Origin of the sequence: Nocardia spongicola (genome assembly GCF_047200775.1) — a bacterium.
Taxonomy (GTDB): domain Bacteria; phylum Actinomycetota; class Actinomycetes; order Mycobacteriales; family Mycobacteriaceae; genus Nocardia.
Genome location: NZ_JBJZOO010000004.1, coordinates 326,577 through 349,201, shown reverse-complemented (window position 1 = coordinate 349,201; position 22,625 = coordinate 326,577). Strand labels below are relative to the sequence as shown.

The window sequence follows — 22,625 nt, the reverse complement described above, 5'->3', positions numbered from 1 at the left end:
GTGGCACGGGTTGCCTTGTTCCGCACGACGTTCATAGCAGGGTCTCGGGTTCCTTGGTGCGTCCGGTGGTCCGGCGGCCCCGCCCGGCCGGCTCTGGCCGCCACGCCGCCGCGTCCTCCGGGGAGATGCCGAGTTCGACGCAGCGGGCGCGGATCTGCTCGTCGATCAAATCAGCCATGCTGATGCCGTATTCGAGGTCGATTTCGCTGTGCCATTGCCGGACCCATGGAGACAGCTCCACCAGGCCCGCGATCAGGGGGATGAGAGTGGCCTCGGTGGCACCGTCCTGGATCCGGCTGCCGATGATCCCGGCCAGGGCGAGGGCCTGCTCCGCATGGTTCCAGCCGGCCCAGCCGAGGAGTTCGGACTTGTCCTCGGGGCGGTTGGCATTCGGGTAGGAGATGAAACGCTCCTTCGGGAGGTCGAGTTTGCCGCGGCGGGACCAATAGGAGGGTTTAGTGAAATCGGTCGGCTTGTACTTGGGTGGGACGGGAATCGGCTGGTCAAGAGTTTCGCCGGCATCCTCGCGCCGCTGCTCGGTCCAGGTGTGCTCCCATGCCTTGCGTTTTTCCAGACCGGAAGGCTTGTAGCGGTAAGTGGCGAGGAACGGCACACCCTCTTCGGTGAGGAGTTTCTTCAGGGCAGCGCTGGTGGAAGCTTCGGGTGACTGCGCCCACATGCGCAGGACCCGGGCGAAATCGGGGTCGCGGTCCAGCTCGTCGGCGAGCTGGGCGACGCTTTTCGGGGTAGGGCGGTTGTCCCGGTCGAACCAGAGTGCGCGATTTTCCACCTTGTCCAGCAGCCAGCCACGCAGGGCCTCGGTGACGCGCTTGTCCCACGGCTCGGTGGCCCACCGGCGCTTGTATTCAGGTTTTTCCAACAGGCGCAGATGCGGGCTGGTGGCAATGGTGTCCAGGCGGTGTTGCAGGAGTTGCTGGTAGTCGGCGGGGAGGTGCTGCGGGATCTCGGTAATGGGGGTGGAACGGTGGCGTTCGAACCAGGCGGTGTGTTCGCCGTCCTTCATGCGGCGAGCCAGTAGGATTTCGAAAGCCCGCTCGCCCAAGGAGATTTCGGGGAGGGCGCCTTGATAGGTGAGGTCCTCGTCGATGAGACCGTAGAGGCGGTAGCACTCCCAGTCGAGTTCCTCTTGATGGGCGATCATTCGGTGGAGGAGATGGTGGTATTCGGCGTGGGCTGAGTCGAGAGACTCGGTGGTGAGGGTTGAGTGGGCCGCGATCTTTTCCGGCGTGTGGTCGACCAGGTGCTGAGCGGTCTGATCCATGACTTTTGCCCGGTGCAGAGGAAAATTTTTGGGTAGTGGAAAGTTGCCAACTGTAGTGCCGTTGAACTGATATCGTTGTTCCCACGCTTCGTCGGCGATCCCGCGGCCGATCCCATTTCCGGATTTGCTGTGGCAATTTTGCTTTAGCCAGAACGCCGCTACAGAGCTGTTCAGCACACCGAGCAGCTCCAGATGGTCGTCCTCACTCGCCTCTTCTGGAAGTTTTATCACCGGCGCGGTCTGCTTGAACACGTTTCCGCCGCGATCGAGGACGAAATGATTATGTGTCGCCACCTCGCTATACGCTATTCCAAGTGGAATCCTTATCCTTTCGGGATATACTTCTCGAAGCTCCCACCATTCGATGTCCTTAATTTCATCGAACGGTACCCCGAATCGTTTCCTTCTCTGTAGTACCCTACGGCACGGCCAAAGGCGTTTTTCGATATTGGGCTCGATCGAAGGGGACAGAGACTGATCGTAAGGCCATGTCACCAAGGAGGGCTCCTCGGTGCAGTAGTCCCGCACGCGGTCGCCCTCGATAATTGGAATGGCAGTCAGCTTGTTGCGGTCGGCTGACTTCTTGTCAGGTACCACAAATGCTGATTCTTCGCCCGGTATCACTACGCTTCCAATGTTGACATGCATTGAAGAAAGCGAATTACTGCTCTCCTCGATTGTTGCGAGTGTCTGGACTGCGCCACCGCCTGAGATGCTCCATGGATGGGTGTATAGGGTTGCTCGTTCGAGGTTGGTAACGCTGATCCAGTCACTTTCATAATGGGATTTTGAGGCATTCTCGACTATCGATGTCCATACGACTCCTTGAGCTGGAATTTCTGGACGCCCGGGCTCTCCGCGGATCCCGAGCACAGCCTGTACGGAGGTTCCCATTGGTGCTCTGTTACGGCCGATCAGGACTACAGTAGGAGTCCCGTGGCCGGGAATGTACGCTCCAGACGTATCGATGACCTTCCGCAGATCCCGCTTGGCAAGGAACTCCTCGATCAGCTTCGACCCGAACTCGCGTTTCATGAACGAGTTCGAGGTGATTTGCCCCATCCAGCCCGCCTTGCGGTTGCGCTGATCCGTATAACCTAGATCGAAGAACAACTCCATGAACGGAACAGTCAGCGCATATTGCCGGTGGCAAGTAGAGTACAACAGCCGATACGTCGAGTTCAATGCAGAATCTTTGACGGTAACATAAGGCGGATTCCCTACTACTACATCGTGTTCCCGTTGCAAGATATCTGTCAGTGACTCGGCATTCTCAGTAGAGTACGCGAACTGTGTGAGACCGAAAGTCATCAGGTCGCCCAGTGCTTGCTGGCGAGCCCCCCACAACAACGAATCCCCGGTCGCCAAATTCAGCTCGAAGTCGACCGCCTGCTCGATCCGGCTCCCACCACTCGCCTCTAGTGCCGCGAGCAACAACCGGAACCGCGCGATCGCGACGGCCGCCGCATTGATGTCCACCCCGTACACGCTCCCCAGAGCTTTCCCCACCAGCACCCGCACCGGCAACGCCGGTGCCTGCCGCTCCCATTCCCGCAGCAGCCGCCGGAACGCCCCGAGCAGGAAATGCCCAGACCCGCAGGTCGGGTCGATCACGGTGAACCCTTCCAGCGGCCGTTCCGCCAAAGCCGGCGTCAGAGTCTGATCGAGGATGAACTCCTCAACGAACTCCGGGGTCTGCAGCAGTGCGTACGTCTTCTTCGCATACTCGGACAGGTCCTGGTATACATCGCCGAGGAATCGGGAATCGACGCCGGTGAAACTCCACCATGGTTCGCCGGATTCATCGGTTTCCCACCAGAATTCGAGTATTTTCCGGGCGGCGTCACCGGAGGGCGCGATACGGTGCAGTGGCGAATACTCGTCGACCAGCGCGCGGGTGGCGTCGTAACGGGCGAAATGGGTGACGATCTGCTCGAGCCATTCCCGGTCCGACGGTATGAACTCGGGGGTGGTCTGCTCGGCGAAGTACGTCTGCCGTGCGTCGATGGCGTTGCGGCGTTCGTCAGGGGTCGCACCCGCGATCCAGCGCGGCGTGACCAGCGCGTTGTCTTCCACATACCGGGCGAAGACGGTCAGCAGTACCCAGGCCACGGCCGACTGGGACACCCGCTCGTCGCGCCATGCTTCCCAGGACGCGGCCGTGCGACGGGCCACGAAGGCCTCGTCGTACTCGCCGCGCCACGTTGCGTACGCACCGGCCTGCCGCGCCACCACCTCCGCCCCGTCGACCCGCGTACGCAGATCGCCCTCCACCGTGAGCACCAGTTTGCGCAGCGCGGGAACCAGGCCGACGATGCCGGTCATCTACCTCATCACCCTTTCCGGGTCGGCGGCGTCGGCACCGAGCCGGTACTCGACGAACTGTCCAGTGAGAGAACCGAGCTGGATCGGCAGACCGTCCACCTGGGCGCCGCGAATTTGGTGCAGTTCCGGCAGGATCACCCAGATCGGGCGACGGCGCGGTGCGGTCAGATCGCTCCAGCGGGCCACACGCGGCAGGAATCCATAGCGGGCCAGCGGTCCCAGTTCGGTGAGGATCAGCGGCCGCGCGGACCCGGGTTCGGCGAAGATCGCTGCATCGATGCGGTCCAGGACTGCTGGGGTGATGCGGTCCACGACCGTGCGCAGCCCCCTGGCGTCACGGGGGGCCGCATCGGCGGCGTCGGCGGTCAACACGTCGGGCCAGGGTACCCGGCCGTCGGTGAACTCCCGGATCTCGGTCACCATCGCGCCGGCGACGTCCAGGATGTCGCCGCCGTAACGGCCGGCCAGCTGCTCGGCGGCGCGGGTGTGATCGTCAGCGCGGCCGACAGGGACGCCGATGGCGAGGAAACCGTAACTGTCGATCGAGCGGCGCAGGATCGTGGCGCGAGTGCTGTCCGCATATCCGGTCCACACGGGTTCGGCGTCCGGAGCAGGCAGGACCGCGCCGGTGGTGGACTTCCGGGTGGGCAACCCGGTGGTCCCGGGTGGCTCGACATCTCGGAACCGGTACACCTTGGCGGACTCGTCATAGACCAGACCGAGTTCGGCATTGGCGACGACGACATCAAGGGCCGGGCGCATCGGCAGTTTGTCCAGTACCGGGAACCGTGCGGCCACGCGTTGGCGCAACTCGGTTGTGCTGAGGGATTCCGATTGCGACAGTCCGGCCAGGGCGATACGGATCATCGCCGCCGGTGCGATGTACTTGCCGTGCAATTCGCCGCGACCGGAGACGACGGCTTGGCGGGAGGCAGCGGCCGCCAAGCGGATCAGCCGCTCGTCCGGGGGCGGTGATACGAGCACACCCGGCGCGGCACTGCGGTATCCCTGCAGGTATGCCTCGCGCACCTCCCTGGCCGCGACCGCAGGCGCGATGACCCCTGCCGGAACGCCGCGTACCAGATCGTCGGCGCACCGTCCTGCGCGTTCGGCTGCGGCCAGCAGTTTTTCGTCCCCCGCGACCAGGGCGAGGCGGCCATTGTGCCGGCGGCGCACGAGCTTGCGGGCGTCGTCCAGTCGTTCGTGTTCGCTGAGCCGGTCGAAGGCGACCCGCACCAAGCCCTCGGCGGCCCGACCGGCCACGTACTCGTCGGTGCCCACCGCCTCGGGGAGCAGCGCCCGCACCTCAGCGCTGAGCATGTCGACGGCGGCTACCCCGCCGAAATCATCGATTACCCGGGTCACTACGGCTGCCACATTGTCGAGTAGGTCCGCAGCCGCGGGAACGGCGCCCCAATCCTCCTGCAGCTCCTTCAGTAGCTGGTCGCCGCGGGCTGGCGTCATCCCCAGCGCATCGCCGAGCTCCGCCGCACTGGCGAAGGCATCCAGGCGCCTGGACCTGCCGAGGATCAGATCGGCGGCCTGCCGCCGGGTCGACTTGTTGTCGGCATCGGAGTTCGCCGCCTTCGCCTTGCGTCGTGTGCGTTTGCCGGTGCCGACCGAGATCAACAGCAGATCGACCGCTTCCGACAGGCCGGGGAGTTCGGTGCGGGCCGATGATTTCCGGGCGCCCAGCCGTTGTTTCCACTGTTTGTAACGAGTGGTGATCTCCTTGCGAGTGGTGGCGGTTTCCTTGGACAACAGCCGGTTCAGCTTGGTGGAGTCCAGAGCGAGTAGCTCCCCGATGGTCGATACCTGCAGGGTCGCCAGCGCGGATACTGCGCGCACACTCAAACCAGAATCGGCTAGCGGTGTTGTCTCGCCGACCTGACGATCGGGTTCCACGACCGTCGGAGCAGTGTCCAGCGCATTGAACACCTGGCGCCACGCCCGCAGCATCTCCTCGGCGGTGTCCGGACGGCGGGAGGTCTCCCGGGATAGGGCCGCTGTGAAGAATTCACTCAGGTCCGTTGCCACGGCCGGTTCGAATCGTGCCGGGTCGATCGTGACGTCGTGCTCGACCGCAGCCGGATTCGCATCCGGATCCGGACCGTATTGAGGCAGAGTCCCGGTCGCCATCTCGTACAGCACGACCGCTGCACCATAGCGCTCCGCGGCGCTGTCGTACTGTCTACGGCCGGGTGTACCGAGAAACGGATCCAGATAGGGCGGGGTGCCCGCCTCGACGTCGCGGGCGTCTACTCCGGCCATGGAGAAGTCGAATAGAGTCAGGTGGGATTCCGACTTGTGGTTGGACACACCCAGATTTGCCGGTTTGATATCGCGGTGCGCGAGACCGGCCTGCTCGAGTTCATGCACGGCCGATAAGAGGTCGGTTCCCCACCGTTCCAGTAGGTTGATCGACAGTCGTCCCTTGACCGATAGTTCCTCGGCCAAGGTGGTCGCGCCGGCGAAGCTCAGCACGAGCGTTGTGCGGCCACCCACCTCGGCATGCTGGATGAACCGCACGATGCGGTCGTGATCGAGCTTGACCAGCAGCTGGGCCTCTTCGAGCAGGCGCACTGCTGCGGCGTCGTCCTTGGCGACCTTCAGCACTCGCTGAGCGCTCGCCGCCTCTTCGTCGGTGACGAGCAGGCCGACTGCCGTCGACCCGGACCCCAGCCGCTGCTTGTAGACGAACCGGCCGAGGGTGTCGCCAGGACCGGCTTCCAGCGGATCGGTTCGCCCCGGCACCCCGACCAGTTCGGCGCGCACTGCATCCAGCTGCTTCAAGAATTCTGCGACGGTGCCCAGCCGTTTACTCGGGCTCGGGCGGGTGGTTTCCAGGATGAGTTTGCGCAATGGTGACGGCACCTGGGGCAGCTCCGCAGATACGTCCAAGCCGCTGTCGCGCCGCAGCCGCGTCATCAGTTCGCCGCGTTCGGCGGCCGGGGCAGCGCCACCGGTGACCAGGTAAAACGCCAGAATTCCGAGGCCGAAGACATCCACGCGTGCCGGGTCGGAGCTCGTACGGCCCTCCGGGCAGGCGTACAGCTTGGCGATTCCGAGACGGTCGCCGGCCAGGCCGGACAACGGGCTGGCTGGCAGACCACGCAGACCGGTGTCCAGCGTCCCGGTGGGCAGTACGCCGGCGGTGTTCCAGTCGGAGATCAGTGGGAGCAGCACGTCGCCGCGTTCCTTCACTGATACTGCTTGCGGATTCAGCCCGCGATGCACGACGCGGTGCCGGTGGGCGTACTGCACGACGGTGGCGATCCGGTTCAGCAGCTCTAACTGCCGGTCCAGGCTCAGACCAGCCTGTTTGTCGAGCAGCCAGAGGTCCAGGCGCGCATAGTCTTTCGGATCATCGAAGATCCAGCCGACCCCGAGCTCGGCATCCTCGCACAGTTCGACCGGCACTTGCAGGCCATCGTGACGTAACCGGTTCAGCAGCCGGAAACCGTGCGTGACAGCGCGTTTGCCTTTGTGTATCTCCGCATCGGTGGCGCCGGGGACCGGTGGATAGAACCGGATCCGGGCCTTGCGGGTATCGTCGACGTAATGGGTTGCGGGCCAGTCCTGCCAGCCGTCGCCCTCGCCGAGGGTGTCGTCGGTGATGACCCAGTTGCCGACTTCGCGAGAGCGTTGCGCGCGGATGCCGAAAGAGTGGATGAGGCCGGCGAGCAGGTCGGACTGCTTCTCGGAGATCGGCTGACTCTGGGGTGGGGCGAGCAGGATGCTCGATATTCCGGGCAAACCGGACGTCTGATCGTGGTTGTCGAGACCATACAGGTTGATGCGTGAGGCGAGCGGTAGCTCGCAGCGGGTGTGCTCGTGATGCAGGAATACCAATTCCTGGATGTGGGGTACGGTCTGCGATGGCGCCTTGCCCTTGGACACTTTGTGCAGTTCGTTTTTCAGCTGGCTTGCGAGGTACTGGGCTTTGCGGCGAGCGAGCAGTAGCGGCGAGGACACATTCTTGCCGTGACTGCGTTTCCAGCGCTTGTCGTCTCCGCTGATCGTGCCGTAGAAATGTTTGAGCTCGAGCAAGTACATTCCACCGCGGGTCAGCACCAGCAGGTCGACCTCATGCCAGCGTCCATCCTGATCCCGGAACTCGAAATTCGACCACGCCCGATAGGGCGGTGCGTCCGGGAGCAGATCCCTGACGATCTGCAAACCTTCGCGCTCATGCGGGAACCGCGAGGGACTTTCTTCCACCCACCGGCCGCCCTGCATTCGGCGTCACCCCTTCGCTCCCGCCGTCATGTATGAACCGGCGTTCTGTCGAACTCGATCCTGTGTGTCCGTCGAAAGACTATCTTGCCGAGCCGGCCGCGGTGGCGGCGCGTTTCGGATCGGCAATCGTCCGGCTCAGGGGAGAGTGATTCCCAGCGCTGTGGGAACTGCGATCTCGGCCGCGATCGGTGTGTAGATGTCGACCTCAGCGCCTATGCGGATCGAGATGATGAGGCTGTAGCGGACAGGCTGGTCGACTCTCTCGCTGCGGCTATTGTTTTTCCACCAGCCCCCGACAGGATAGACCGCGATGCGGTCGCACTTGGCGAGGTCGGCCGCAGACCCTTCCCAGATGTCTTGATGCAGCGAACCGTGTGTGCGCTGTTTTTCGCCGAGCAGCCAGTGGTGTGAGCCACTCGGTGGTCGGCTGCCGGTTTCCTCGTCCTGCGCCTCTTGATTGACCCTCGCGATGAAATGCTGCACATCAGTTTCGAGAGGACTGCGCAAGATAAACCGCAGCCCGTGCGAGCCATAGGCGTAGCGGCTGTTCCAGCCGCGCCGGGAGGCTGTGGGTTCGATGAAGTACGACAGTGTGATGCGCAGCTGCACTTCGGCTTCAGCGAGTGCGTAGAGCTCGGCTGTCGGCATGGGCAGGTCGTGCAGCCGGAAATTGCGTGAGACCCGTTTCGGTCCGCTGAAGGGGACGAATTCGTCCTGTGTGACCAGTGTTACGGCGTTTGCTGCCGAGGTGAGCACGGCTTGTTCAGTAGGCACGCCCCATCCGTAGCGCCGCAGGAGCTGTTGGCGGGCCCGTTTGGTACGGCTGCCGTAGACCTCTTGACGCATCGACGGGGTCCACTCTGCCGAGTGCACGAGTAACCCTCGAATGCTTTCGGGCCAGTAGCCGGGATAGCCGGCCATGGCCCTGGCCGCCAGTCGCGCGGCCTGTGCGGTCGCGGCGCTGGTGGCATTGGCTTTGGTCACAGTGAAGTCGTCGCGGCCGGAGGTGGTACGGACGCACACGATGGGGTGGTCGTGAACGTCGGTTCCGTTGGTGAGGAGGTTACCGCCCTCCATGCAGATGTCGGGCTTGATCGGCCATGTGGCGCCGAAGTGCAGGGAGGTGCGGCTGTGTGGGGAGAGTTCGCCATCCCCGGCCAGGCAGGTCCAGTTTTCGAAGCTGGGGTCGGTGGGGGTCGAGGTCAGTCTGGTGTGCGCGCCGACAGTGAGTGCGTTCCATGCCTGTGCTGGTGTTTCGATAGGCGAGTTATCGCAGAGATCCAGGTAGTTGCTTCCTGGGATATGTTCGTGCACAGGAGTGTTGCCTGCCGAGATCAAGAACAGTCGTGCGGCTGCCGGATCGGGTGCGCCGAGCAGCCCGATCCCTTCCGGCGATTGCCCGATATCGGTTCCAACGCTCAAAGCATCGATAGCGGCCGACCACAAGGTCGGCTCTCCTCCTCCCGTTTCCGGAGGCGCTGTGATTGGCATGCAGAATACCCGGGACCTCTCTGGAGCTGCGGTTTCGACAGATGCCGTGGCTTGGGCGGTGATCAATCCGTAAGCCAATGGATCATTGGACACCGGCGGATCTGGAAGTATCTTCACCGATTCGAGCCTGTGGGTGAGGAGCACGGGCTCTGTGCTGGTCAGTAGGTCGTCGAGGGGACCGAACAGAGCCAAACCTGCCATTTGCGTGCCGTGCGGTTCTTTCACGATGTCACCGAGGTCGACAACGGAATGCGTGTCCGCGGGCGCCAGTGAATCCGACAGCAGGATGTGCGATCGCCGCACACCTGTGTCCAGATGGCACACCGCTGGCGCCAGCCTGTCGGCGGCCTGGATCAGTTTGAGCAGGTCAGAGGTGTACTCCTCATGCTCCTCTCTGGTGAGATCCTCGATTGTGTCGACGAATTCCGGCTTCCGTATCTCGGCGACGGGGACTCCGGTGAACGGCAACGCTTGTAACTGGTCCCAGCATGCCTCAACCCATACGATCATGCGATCGTTCAGTTCGAGGCGCCGCATGACTGTACGCAATCCGTGAGCTCGGGTGAAGGTATCCAGCGCCTCAGCTCCCGTGGGCGTACGGTCGAGCCAAATCTCCCACCAGTGCACACCCCGCAATGGGGGCCCTATCTCGGATTGCCAGAGATCGTGCAGCACTGCTCGTTTAATTGTCCCGATGTTGGCGACCAGGGACCGGTTGGTCGGTTTTCCGTGTGGGTTGTCCTTGGTCAGGAAGTCTTCGAAGAGTTTGAGGAACTTCTCGCGGTAGGTATCGCTCACCCACACAATGGCGCTTTCGGGGCGTTCCTCAGTACTGGGATGCACTGCGAGTAGCAACCATTGGGGCTGTTTGGGCACTTTCCTGTGTGGTGACCAATGCTCGAGTCGATGCAGCTGAAGCGGGAATGCCGAGTCGGCGGCATCGAGCACGATGACAGCGCCAGTTGCTAGTAGCTCTTCCGGGCATGATTCGGAAGTGGCGGCGTCACGGTCCATATCAGCGTCATGCAGCGAACCTCTGAGATCACCGAGAAGCTTCTGACCATGAGATGCCCGGTCGACATCCCTGATTTTTGTCCGCGGGCCGCCTGTTCGAGACAGGCTATGGTCTTCGGTGCGGTCGGTGACTGTCAGGTGTGGGAAACGGGCGGGTTGATCAGGCACCGGCACGCGCCCGGCGATCCCGCAACGCCTTGATCAATTCAGCTGTCGACACGTTTCGTTCCCCCCTCAAGATCGCCTGCTTGGCCGCTGTTTCCGCCGCCTTCACCAACTCGGCGTGACTCAGTTCCGGTTCCTGAAGTTTTGATAGTACCGTTGGCCAGTCGATATCTTTGCCTAACTGGCCGAGGCGAACTCTCATCACTTCGGCGGCTTGTTCCGGATCAGGAAGGCGGTAACTGATCGCTAGATCGAATCGTCGGAACAAAGCGTGATCGAGGATAGCCCGATGGTTGGTCGCTGCGATCACAATGCTTTCCGTGTCGGCTTGTTCCAGAAATATAAGGAACGAGTTGAGGATTCGGCGGGCCTCACCGACGTCGTTGCCAGTCCGCTGAGCGCCTAGCGCGTCGAACTCATCGAACAGATAAACTGCGCGCTGGGTTGCAGCCGCGTCGAATACCGTCCGGAGCTTGCTCGCCGTCTCGCCCATGTACTTGCTGAGCAAGCTGTCCAACCGCACTGTCAGCAGCGGTAGCGACAGCTCATGAGCGATTACCGCTGCGGTCATGGTCTTGCCGGTACCGGGTGGGCCTTCCAATAGCAGCCGGTTCGACGGCGTGAATCCATGCTCGAGCAGAGCCTGCCGTTGCCGTTGTTCATGAAGGAATTCGGAAATCGAGTCTCTTACTGCCGGAGGGCTGATGAGATCTCTCGAGCTGACATCCGGAAAGCTCGCAGACACCAACTCGGCCAGATCACCGCGAGGTTGGGCAATCGATGTGACCTTCCTCGCGACCGGTTGGTGGCGCGCTGAATCGATCAGGCGCTTCAGATCGCCAGCGAGATTGCTGTGCCCCTGACGTGCAGCCTTGGCCGCAACCTGCAGTGCGACGGCATAGAAGGCATCATCATCACCGGCAGCATGGCTGCGCACCAGAGCTTTGATGTGTTCCCCAGATGCCGCCATGGGTCTAATCCTCCCACGTCCGTACTCATCGCGTACCCATCTCGGCTCGGGTCCAACGCTGCCGGTGCGGTATCATCACACAGCAGACTTGCGGCCTGTGGACAGGTTCTTATAACGGCGATTGCGGCGGAACAACCAGCGTAATTACGGGCGGTCACTTCTGTTGGTGCCGCATCACGCAACGTTTGCCCTGTTGATGATTCCTCTTAGGTCCTCATCGGTGGCGCGCTTGCTCCGCCACTCCATCAGAGTGACCGGACCTTTAGTCGACACACCGCGGCGGTCGGCGTGTCGACCACAGCAGGGTAAAGGTTCCCGGGCGCGGTACTGGCATCAAGGCTGTGCAGTTCGGGTTTCCTCCTGGTTGTCAACCGGGCTGGAAGACGGCTCGCCTCGGAAGAGTCACACTCATCTCGGCTCAGCCAGGAAAGACAGCCGCGACCATACCCATGACGATCGTGGTCAGGGATAGTGCTCCGGTACCGAATGCCCCAGCGAGCGCATAGCCGATGAGCGTGTCTTCCACAGTCGGCTCAGGTGGGACGGACATCGTGTTCACGATCGGGATCATCTCCGGCGTTGCCCAGAGAACTCCGACAGATCCATCGGGTCGGGCGGTGAAATCGCCGTACTGCTTCTCGATTTCGTGTGGTTTCCCATTGACGAACGTGCAGGTGTCGATGCTGTCGGGTCGGAAACTGATGATTCTGTCCTCGATTTCCACCAGTATGCGGTAGCTTCTCTTCAGAATCCTTCCACTGCCGGGGATCACGGTGATCTCGAGGTCGTTCACACGCGCGGTGAGGAACTTTGGGTCCCGGGTTCCGATGGGCACGTTCTTCCGTGTCCGAGGGCCGATTCTCTCGATGGTGACCACGGTCGATTCATCGGACTCCAGTCGTGTCGAGACACTGCTGTCTGTCCTGGTGATCCGGATGTTTCCGAAGATCACGCTGTCGACTGTCACTTGCTGGGGGTCGGAGACCGGCACGCTCGTTCCTTGCGCTTGTAGTCGAGTAGGAATCTGGCCTGTCCCCGGTGATGCGATGATCGAATTCGCCAGGGACAGGCCGAGTTCACCGTTCTCGGCAGGGGAAGTCAAGTCTTTGAAGCTGGGCTAAGCGGGGGCCTGGTGCTCACCGACAGCGCCGGCAACGTTTTGGGTGATATCGCACTATTCGCCCCACCTGGTACTGGTGCGGGCTGACGAACCTCTCGATGCGTTGTACATCGGGCCGTGTGACCGGGTGGGGCGGACATACCGGTGACTGCCGGCCTCGGAGCGGTTCGGTACCGAGTGGAATCGATACCCCGCGGACCTGCCGCTGAGCTGTGCGCGAGAGGGGACTTGAACCCCTACGTCCGTGGACACCAGAACCTAAATCTGGCGCGTCTGCCAATTTCGCCACTCGCGCTCGATGGTACGACCGTCCAAACTCTACCGGGCGTTTCGGTCATAGCGAAGCATTGGGTAGGCGTGGCGTACCCACCAGTAACCTCACCTGGGCTTATAACAATTTGGAAACTGCCAACATGAGGGGAGCTCATGTTTCGTACGTGTTGGTAACCGGATGGACCAGCGGGTTCGAACATGAGGAAGAGTCATGTTTCGCACCGTTTTGGTTCGGTCGTACCTGAATACTCGCCGGTAGCAGCTTCGTTGGGGGGCAAACGTGAGGATTTCCTCATGATTTTGTGTCATCCTCGCCCGTATCAGGCCGATCATCCGCGATCACCCGCGTATTGGTAGGGACCGGCGTGTCGCCAAGGCATGTCGCACGGAGAAGGAAGTCGAAGAGTCTTGACGATCAACGAAAGCACCAGGGTTGGAGCCGGGCACGGCTCGAAGGTGGTTGCGTCCGCGCGGAAAGCCGCGTCGGACGAGGCGCGGTCGCCGCTGTTGGATCGTCTGCTCGGCGGCGTGCCGTATGCGCTCGCCTTCGGTGGGCAGGGTGCGCAGTGGTTGAGCGAGCTGGAGGAGATCTGCCGCGATAGCGCGCTGGAACCGGAATTGACCGCACTGGTCAATGCGGCGGCGGCGTCGCTGGAGCCGGTCGCTGAGCAATTGCTGGTGGTGCGTCCTTCCGGTTTCGATCCGATCGGCTGGCTGCTGGAGAACGAGCTCGCCGATGCTGAGGCGGGTGAGGTTTCGGCGGCGCCGTCCGAGCAGGTGTTGCGTTCGGCTGCGGTGTCCATGCCTGGTGTGATGTTGGCTCAGGTGGCGGCTGCCAGGGCATTGCGACTGCAAGGTCTGGATGTGGGCGAGCATGCCCCGGTCGCGATCATCGGGCATTCGCAGGGTGTGCTGGCGACGGCGGCGATCGAGGCTGGTGGCGCGCGTGATGCGGAGCTGCTGGCGATTGCCCAATTGGTCGGCGCGGCAGCGAGTATGGTGGCGCGGCGGTGTGGGCTGATGTCGGTGGGGGAGCGCTCGCCGATGGTCGCGGTGTCGAATGTCGATCCAGCGCGGCTGCGCGCTGTGGTGGCCGAGGTGTGCGCTGGTGTGGATCCGGCTGCGACCGTGGTGGTCTCGATTCGCAATGGCCGCAGGCGGGTGGTGTTGTCGGGTCCGACTGCGCGATTGGAGCGGGTGCGGCAGCGGTGTGCGCAGATCCAGGACGAACAGTCGCGGGAACGGGACGCGAAGATCCGGGGTGGCTCGATATTCGCTCCGGTGTTCGAGGATGTGGCTGTCGATGTGGCGTTCCATCACCCCGCGTTGGCCGATACCGTCGATCTGGTGTCCGGCTGGGCTGCTCAGTGTGGCCTTGATGCCGAGCTGGCCGGCAGTATGGCGCAGCGGATTCTGGTGGATCCGGTCGACTGGGTCGACACCGTAGAGGGGGTGGTCGCGGCCGGTGCGCAGTGGGTGCTCGATCTCGGGCCGGGTGATCTGTTGTCGCGTGTCACCGCGGGTGCGTTGAAAGGCACCGGGATCGGTATGGTCGCTGCTTCGACCCGGGCTGGGCAGCGCAGCCTGCTCACGCCGGGTGCGGCGCCGGAGCAGGCGATTGCGTGGTCGGCGTTCGCGCCGCGGCCGGTCCGGCTGCCTACCGGACGTGTCGTGGTCGAGACCGCTTTCACGAAGCTGACCGGTCGGTCGCCGATTCTGCTCGCGGGGATGACCCCGACTACGGTTGACGCGCAGATCGTTGCCGCCGCGGCCAATGCGGGGCACTGGGCGGAGCTGGCAGGCGGCGGTCAGGTGACCGAGCAGATTTTCACCGACCGGGTGGACGAGCTGAAACAGCTGCTGCATCCGGGGCGGGCGGTGCAGTTCAATTCGCTGTTCCTCGATCCCTATCTGTGGAAGTTGCAGCTGGGCGGTAAGCGCTTGGTGCAGCGGGCCCGTACGGCGGGCGCGCCGTTCGATGGTGTCGTGGTGACGGCGGGTATCCCGGAGTTGGCGGAAGCCGTGGCGCTGATCGAGGAACTCACCGAGGTCGGTATCGCGCACGTCGCGTTCAAACCGGGCACCGTCGCTCAGATCCGCGCCGTAATGCGGATCGCCGACGAGGTTCCGGACTACCCGGTGATCATGCATATCGAAGGCGGCAGGGCCGGTGGTCATCATTCTTGGGAAGACCTGGACGATCTGCTGCTTGCCACCTACGCCGAGCTGCGCAACCGCCCGAACGTGGTGGTGTGCGCGGGTGGCGGTATCGGGACTCCCGACCGCGCGACGCTGTACCTCACCGGGGAATGGGCGGTGCAGCACGGCTATCCGATGATGCCGCTGGATGGTGTGCTGGTCGGCACTGCGGCCATGGCGACTCTGGAGGCCACGACCGCGCCGGAGGTCAAGCAACTGCTTGTGGACACCCCGGGCACGCCCGAATGGGTTGGCGCGGGCACTGCCTCCGGCGGGATGGCTTCGGGCCGTAGCCAATTGGGCGCCGATATCCACGAGATCGATAACGCCGCTTCCCGCACCGGCCGGCTGCTCGACGAGGTCGCCGGAGACGCCGACGCGGTTGCCGCGCGCCGGGGCGAGATCATCGCGGCGCTGAACGCGACCGCTAAACCGTACTTCGGTGATCTGGCGGCGATGACCTACCAGGACTGGCTGGAGCGTTACGTCGAACTGGCGGTCGGCCTGGATCGGCGCAAGGATTTCGATTGCGGCAGCGATCTCGGCGATGCCATCGTCGATGCCGCCCGCTCGGTGTGGCTCGACATCACTTGGCGTGATCGTTTCGCGGAGATGGTGCGCCGCACCGAATCTCGGCTGCATCCGGCCGACCGTGGTGAGATTCCCACGCTGTTCGCCGACGATGCGGACTTCGAGAACCCGGTCGCCGCGCTGTGCGGTCTGCAGGATCGCTATCCGGCCATGCGGCAGGTGCTGCTGCATCCGGCCGATGTCTCGTTCTTCGTCTCGCTGTGCAAGACCCCGGGCAAGCCGGTGAATTTCGTGCCGGTCGTCGACGGTGATGTGCGGCGTTGGTGGCGTTCGGATTCACTGTGGCAGGCACATGATCCGCGTTATTCGGCCGATCAGGTGTGCGTTATCCCCGGTACGGTTTCGGTCGCTGGGATCACCAGGGTCGATGAACCGGTCGGTGAGTTGCTCGACCGCTTCGAGCAGGACACCGCGGACTCGCTGCTGCGTGCGGGCGCGGTACCGGCTCCGGCGGACGCTCGGCGCATCGCGGGTATCGCCACCGGTCCGATCGACGCCGTGCTGGCCGCGCCGGATGTCCAGTGGGCCGGGCGCACCACCATCAATCCGGTACACCGGCTCGGTGATCTGGCGGAGTGGGTTGTGGAGGGGCAGGCCGCGGTGCATCCCCCGAGCGGGGCGACCCTCGTCGAGACCACCGGACCCGAACCGGAGCACTCCTACCTGGAACTGACGGTTCCGTTGGTGGCGAGCAATGTGGTGCGGATCCGGATCACCGTACCTACGTCCGTCTGCACCGGCGGCGCCCCGGTGATCACCGAAGCCGATGCCGACGCGGCGATGGCCGCACTGCTCGCCGTCGCGGCCGGGCAGGCGTTGCCCGAGGTCAAGGGCACGGTCGCACACGTGAACCTGGCTTGGACACCGGATCTCATCGCCGATCACGCCGGTGTCACCGGTTCCGGGTTGCCCGCCACGCTGAGCACTCTCGGCCGGATCGTGCCCGATGTGCTGGTCGGCGCCTGCTGGCCCGCCGTGTTCGCGGTGCTCGGCGCCGCGCGCACCGCGGCGGGCGGCAGCGTTATCGAGGGCATGCTCGATTTGGTGCATCTCGATCATCAGATCCGGCTGCTCGCGGATCTGCCCGCCGATACAAGCGTGCTGGCGGTACGCGCGGAGGCGGGGCAGAGTCTCGATACCGACCTCGGCCGGGTTGTCGAGGTGCGGGTGCGGATCACCGCCATGCTGGACAAGCCGGAGACCGGGATGTCCATGCCGGTGCTCGCCGAGCTCACCGAGCGGTTCGCGATCCGAGGACGCAACGGCACGGGCGAACTCACCGATCCGCCACGCGCGGCGGGCATGGTGTCCGATACGGCCACCGATACCCCGCGCAGGCGGCAGCGTGATGTCGGTATCACGGCGCCGCGGACCATGCATGCCTTCGCCGCGGTCTCCGGCGACCACAATCCGATCCACACCAGTGATTCCGCCGCGAAGCTTGCCGGACTCGGCAGCCCGATCGTGCACGGTATGTGGCTGTCGGCTGCCGCGCAGCATGTCGTATCGGCGGTCGATTCGGCGGGCTCGGCTCCCGCACGGACACTGACCGCGTGGACCACCAGGTTCCTCGGTATGGTCCGCCCCGGCTCGCCGATCGATGTGCGGGTCGAACGTATCGCGATCGACGCGGGCAGTGAGATCCTCGAGGTCTCCTGCCGTAGCGACGGTGAGCTGGTGATGACCGCGACCGGTCGCACTGTGGCGCCGAAGACGGTCTACGCGTTCCCCGGCCAAGGTATCCAGCGCAAGGGGATGGGGTTGGACGCCCGCGCCCGTTCGAAGGCCGCCAAAGCGATTTGGGAGCGTGCCGATAAGCACACCCGTGCGGCGCTCGGTTTCTCCATCCTCGCCGTGGTGCGCGACAACCCGACCTATCTGAAGGCGCGTGGTGTCGAGCATCGGCATCCGGACGGTGTATTGCATCTGACCCAGTTCACCCAGGTCGCCATGGCGACCCTTGGCGTCGCCCAGGTGGCGGAGCTGCGCGAATCCGGGGCATTCGTCGAGGGTGCGATGCTCGCGGGCCACTCGGTCGGCGAGTACAACGCGCTCGCGGCCGTCGCCGGGGTGCTGCCGCTGGAGGCGGTGCTGGAGGTGGTGTTCCAGCGCGGTTCGGCGATGCACGAGCTGGTGCCGCGAGATGCGCAGGGTCGCAGTGACTATCGGATGGCTGCTATCCGTCCTTCGCAGATCGGGCTGCCCGATGATCAGGTGATCGGTTTCGTCGCCGAGGTCGCGGAGCGGGTGGGGGAATTCCTCGAGGTGGTCAATCTGAACCTGCGTGGCGCGCAGTACGCCATCGCGGGCACCGTGGCCGGTTTGGCGGCGCTGGAGGAGGAGATCGACCGGCGCCGGATGGAATTCGGTGGCAAGCGGGCATTCATCATGGTTCCCGGAATCGATGTGCCGTTCCACTCCACCGTGCTGCGCGCGGGAGTGCCGGAGTTCCGGCATAAGCTCGAGCAGTTGTTGCCCGCTGACCTGCATCCGGAGATCCTGGTCGGCCGTTATATCCCGAACCTGGTGCCCAAGCCGTTCTCGCTGGATCGGGCGTTCATCCAGGAGATCGCGGATCTGGTGCCCTCCGAGCCGCTGGCCATGGTGCTGGCCGATTTCGACAGCTGGGCGGCCAGGGAGGCCGAGCTGTGCCGCGTGGTGTTGATCGAGTTGCTCGCTTGGCAGTTCGCCAGTCCGGTGCGGTGGATCGAGACCCAGGATCTGCTGTTCACCGATACCGCGCACGGCGGCCTCGGAGTCGAGCGATTCGTCGAGATCGGTCTCAGCGCGACGCCGACGGTGGCCAATCTGGCAAGTCAGACGTTGAAGCTGCCCGATTTCAGCGGCGCAACGGTCGAGGTGCTCAACATCGAACGCGAGGCGGCGATCGTGTTCTCGACCGATACCGATCCGGCTCCCGTCGAAGAGCCGCTCGAAGAGCAGGCAGCGGCAGAGTCCGCCGCACCCACGGTTGCCGCCCCCGTGGTGAGCGCGGCGCCCGCGCCGAGTTCGGCGGGCCCACGTCCGGACGACATCGCGTTCACCGCTGCTGATGCCACCCGCGTGCTGATCGCGCTGTGGACCAAGCTGCGGCTGGACCAGATCGGTCCGGTGGACACCATCGAAGGGCTGTGCGACGGCGTATCTTCCCGGCGTAATCAGCTGCTCGTCGACCTCGGTGCCGAACTCTCCCTCGGCGCGATCGACGGTGCGGCCGATGCCGATATGGGGGCGCTGTCGGTGACAGTGGAGCGATTGGCCCGCACCTATCGCCCGTTCGGTTCGGTACTCACCGACGCCATCGGTGATCATCTGCGCAAAGCGTTCGGCCCGAGCGGTAAGCGCCCGGCCGCCATCGCTGAGCGGGTGCGTAAAGTCTGGGAACTCGGTGACGGGTGGGTCAGCCACGTCACCGCCGAGGTCTCGCTCGGCACCAGGGAAGGCGCGAGTGTGCGCGGTGGCGAACTCGGCGGGCTGGTCCCCGGTGCGCTGAGTGATGCCGCCTCGGTCGATACGGCCATCGATGCCGCTGTGCAGGCCGTCGCGGCGCGCCGCGGTATCACCGTGGCGCTGCCTACGGCCGCCGGTGGGGCAGGGGCTACCGTCGACGCGGCTGCCCTCGGTGAATTCACCGATCAGATCACCGGCCCCGATGGTGTGCTGGCCACCACCGCGCGGGTCGTACTGGAGCAACTCGGTCTGGCCGAGCAGGTTTCCGCGCCGGAAGCGACCGACGACGCACTGGTCGATCTGGTTTCGGCCGAATTGGGTTCGGACTGGCCTCGTTTGGTCGCGCCGGCATTCGACGCGCGCAAGGCGGTGCTGCTGGACGACCGGTGGGCTACGGCCCGTGAGGATCTGGCCCGGCTCTGGCTCGCCGATGACACCGACCGCACGGAGGAGCCGGTCGATGGATTCCTCGGTGCGGGTGAGGCTGTTGCCGCACAAGCGAACTGGTGGCGGCAGCGGGCGATGCACGAGGCACGCTCGATGCTCGCCGGGCACTACCAACGTATTGCCGAAGCGGCGCTGAGTGTGGCCGAGTCAGGGGAGTGGTCCGCCGAAGTCGCGGTGATCACCGGTGCGAGTAAAGGATCGATCGCCGCGGCGGTGGCGGGTAAGCTGCTGCGCGGCGGCGCCACAGTGGTGGTCACCACCTCGTCGTTGAACGACGATCGGCTCGGTTTCTACCGGACGCTGTACCGGGACCATGCCATGCATGGCGCGGCCTTGTGGATCGTGCCCGCGAACATGGCCTCTTACCAGGATGTCGACGCGCTGATCGACTGGGTCGGCACCGAACAGGTCGACCAGCTGGGCGGCGCGAAGGTCGTGGTGAAGAACGCGATGACCCCGACACTGTTGTTGCCGTTCGCGGCACCGCGAGTGGCCGGTGATCTCGCGGACGCTGGCGCTCGCGCGGAGCTGGAGATGCGGGTGCTGCTCTGGTCGGTCGAACGGCTGATCGGCGGTCTGTCCGCACTGGGCGCAGATCACGATGTGGACGCGAAACTGCATGTGGTGCTGCCAGGCTCGCCCAACCGCGGCATGTTCGGCGGGGACGGTGCCTATGGCGAGTCGAAGGCGGCGTTGGACGCGGTGGTCGCCAAGTGGCGGGCGGAGAAGTCGTGGCCGAGCCGGGTCACCCTGGTCCACGCGCTGATCGGCTGGGTGCGTGGCACCGGCCTTATGGGTCACAACGATCCGATGGTCGCGGCGGTCGAGCAGGCGGGTGTGCACACGTGGTCCACCACCGAGATGGCCGATGAACTGCTCAAATGGTGTACGGACCGGGCTCGGTACATGACTGCGGCCGGACCACAGCAGATCGACCTGACCGGCGGGCTCGCCGGGGCGAAACTGGATCTGCCCGCGTTGGCCGAGCAGGCCGCCGCGGCGGCAGAGCCGGAGAGCGCGGCGGATCCGGAGAAGACGATCGCGGCGCTGCCCGCACCACCCGCCATGACCTCGGCGCGGCCGGTGCCCGAATGGGGCGAGGTGACCGCGGATCTCACCGATATGGTGGTCATCGTCGGCGCGGGTGAACTCGGGCCGTACGGTTCGGCGCGTACTCGCTTCGAGATGGAGGTATCCGACGAGCTGTCGGCGGCGGGTGTGCTGGAACTCGCCTGGACCACCGGCATGGTCACCTGGGAGAACGATCCGAAACCGGGCTGGTACGACGTCGAATCCGGCGATTATGTGCCCGAACACGAACTGGCCGAGCGCTACCACGACGCCGTGGTCGCCCGCTGTGGTGTGCGCCGCTATGCCGACGACGGCGCCATGATCGACAACTCTTCCCCCCTGATGACCTCGGTCTTCCTCGACCGGGATCTGTCGTTCACCGTTGGCGGCGAGGCCGAGGCCCGTGCCTTCCACGCCGCCGCTCCGGAACACACGGTGATCACGCCGGTCGCCGACTCCGGTGATTGGACCGTAACGCGCAAGGCGGGCACCGAGATCCGCGTACCGCGCCGGGCCAAGCTCTCCCGCACCGTCGGTGGTCAGATCCCGACCGGCTGGGACCCGACGACCTGGGGGATCTCGGCCGATATGGCTGCCTCGGTGGACCGGGTCGCGTTGTGGAACATCGTGTGCACGGTGGACGCGTTCATCAGCTCCGGACTCAGCCCCGCCGAACTGATGAGCTGGGTGCATCCTTCCCTGGTTGCCAATACTCAGGGCACAGGTATGGGTGGTATGTCCTCGATGCGTTCGCTCTATGTCGACAATCTGCTCGGCGAACCGCGGCCGAACGACATTCTGCAAGAAGCACTGCCGAATGTGGCGCTGGCGCATGTGGTGCAGTCCTATATCGGCAGCTATGGCGCGATGGTGCATCCGGTAGCGGCCTGCGCGACCGCGGCGGTGTCGGTGGAGGAGGGTGTCGACAAGATCCGGCTCGGCAAGGCCGAGCTGGTGGTCGCGGGCGGTTACGACGATCTCGGTATCGAAGGCATCGTCGGCTTCGGCGATATGTCCGCCACCGCGGACTCGGCGGCCATGAGTGCCAAAGGCATCAGCGACCGGTACTTCTCCAGGGCCAATGACCGGCGCCGCGGTGGGTTCGTGGAATCACAGGGCGGTGGCACCGTATTGCTCGCCCGTGGCGATATCGCGGTAGAGCTGGGCTTGCCGGTGCTCGGTGTCCTGGCCTACGCCCAGTCGTTCGCCGATGGTGTGCACACCTCGATCCCGGCGCCAGGCCTCGGTGCTCTCGGCGCGGGCCGGGGCGGGTCCGAGGCGAGGTTGGCCACCGAGCTGCGTAAGCTCGGGGTGCGGCCCGACGATATCGCGGTGATCTCCAAGCACGACACCTCGACCGCGGCCAATGATCCGAATGAATCGGAGCTGCACGAGCGGTTGGCTACCGCGATAGGGCGGTCCGATGGCGCCCCACTGTTCGTTGTCTCGCAGAAGAGTCTGACCGGCCATGCCAAGGGCGGTGCGGCGGCTTTCCAGTTGATCGGGTTGTGCCAGGTGCTCGACAGCGGTGTGGTTCCTCCGAATCGGAGTCTGGATTGCGTGGACGACAAGCTGCGTGAGTACCCGCACCTGGTGTGGGTGCGTGAGCCGCTGCGCTTCGGTGACCGGTTGCCGCTCAAGGCGGGATTGGTGACCTCGCTCGGCTTCGGGCATGTGTCCGGCTTGCTCGCTGTGGTGCACGCGGAGGCGTTCATCCAGGCCATCGAACCGGGGCGGCGTGAGCAGTACCAGCGCCGGGCGCAAGAGCGGCAGCTGTCGGGCAGGCAGCGGATCGCCGAAGCGATGTGTGGCGGCGCACCGCTGTACGAGCGGCCCGCGGATCGCAGGCTCGGTGGGGAAGGCACACCGGCCGAACGGATTCGGCAGCTGGAGGCCGATATGTTGCTGTCGCCGGAAGCACGCCTGGCCGGGGACGGTACCTATCGGGTGAGCGGACTCGGATGCGAGTGACCGTAAACGCGGTGAGG

The 22,625-nt window shown here is 64.4% G+C and carries 6 protein-coding genes and 1 tRNA gene; 1 reads left to right on the top strand and 6 read right to left on the bottom strand.

Annotation, left to right across the window (positions count from 1 at the left end; all coding sequences use genetic code 11):
* Nucleotides 1-31: 31 nt before the first annotated feature.
* The 6 genes from pglX to ACL02S_RS11645 form a co-directional block, all read right to left on the bottom strand.
* Nucleotides 32-3,607, bottom strand: coding sequence for a BREX-2 system adenine-specific DNA-methyltransferase PglX (pglX, locus tag ACL02S_RS11670; protein ID WP_412802379.1), 3,576 nt, complete (start codon nucleotides 3,605-3,607; stop codon nucleotides 32-34).
* Entirely contained in the window at nucleotides 3,608-7,828 is a 4,221-nt protein-coding gene (gene pglW / locus ACL02S_RS11665; RefSeq protein ID WP_412802378.1) for a BREX system serine/threonine kinase PglW, read from the bottom strand.
* A 153-nt stretch (nucleotides 7,829-7,981) separates the two neighbouring features.
* Complete coding sequence (locus ACL02S_RS11660; RefSeq protein WP_412802377.1) at nucleotides 7,982-10,135, bottom strand: S8 family peptidase; 2,154 nt, start codon at nucleotides 10,133-10,135, stop codon at nucleotides 7,982-7,984.
* Nucleotides 10,136-10,511: 376 nt separating this feature from the next.
* On the bottom strand, nucleotides 10,512-11,486 hold the full coding sequence (locus ACL02S_RS11655) for an AAA family ATPase (RefSeq protein ID WP_412802376.1): 975 nt from the start codon (nucleotides 11,484-11,486) through the stop codon (nucleotides 10,512-10,514).
* 418 nt (nucleotides 11,487-11,904) lie between these two features.
* Nucleotides 11,905-12,588, bottom strand: a complete 684-nt coding sequence (locus ACL02S_RS11650; RefSeq protein ID WP_412802375.1) for a hypothetical protein — start codon at nucleotides 12,586-12,588, stop codon at nucleotides 11,905-11,907.
* A gap of 231 nt (nucleotides 12,589-12,819) precedes the next feature.
* Nucleotides 12,820-12,901 (bottom strand) — tRNA-Leu (locus tag ACL02S_RS11645).
* A gap of 386 nt (nucleotides 12,902-13,287) precedes the next feature.
* Here ACL02S_RS11645 and ACL02S_RS11640 point away from each other — a divergent pair.
* Entirely contained in the window at nucleotides 13,288-22,608 is a 9,321-nt protein-coding gene (locus ACL02S_RS11640) for a fatty acid synthase subunit beta domain-containing protein (RefSeq protein ID WP_412802374.1), read from the top strand.
* The last annotated feature ends 17 nt before the right edge of the window (nucleotides 22,609-22,625 follow it).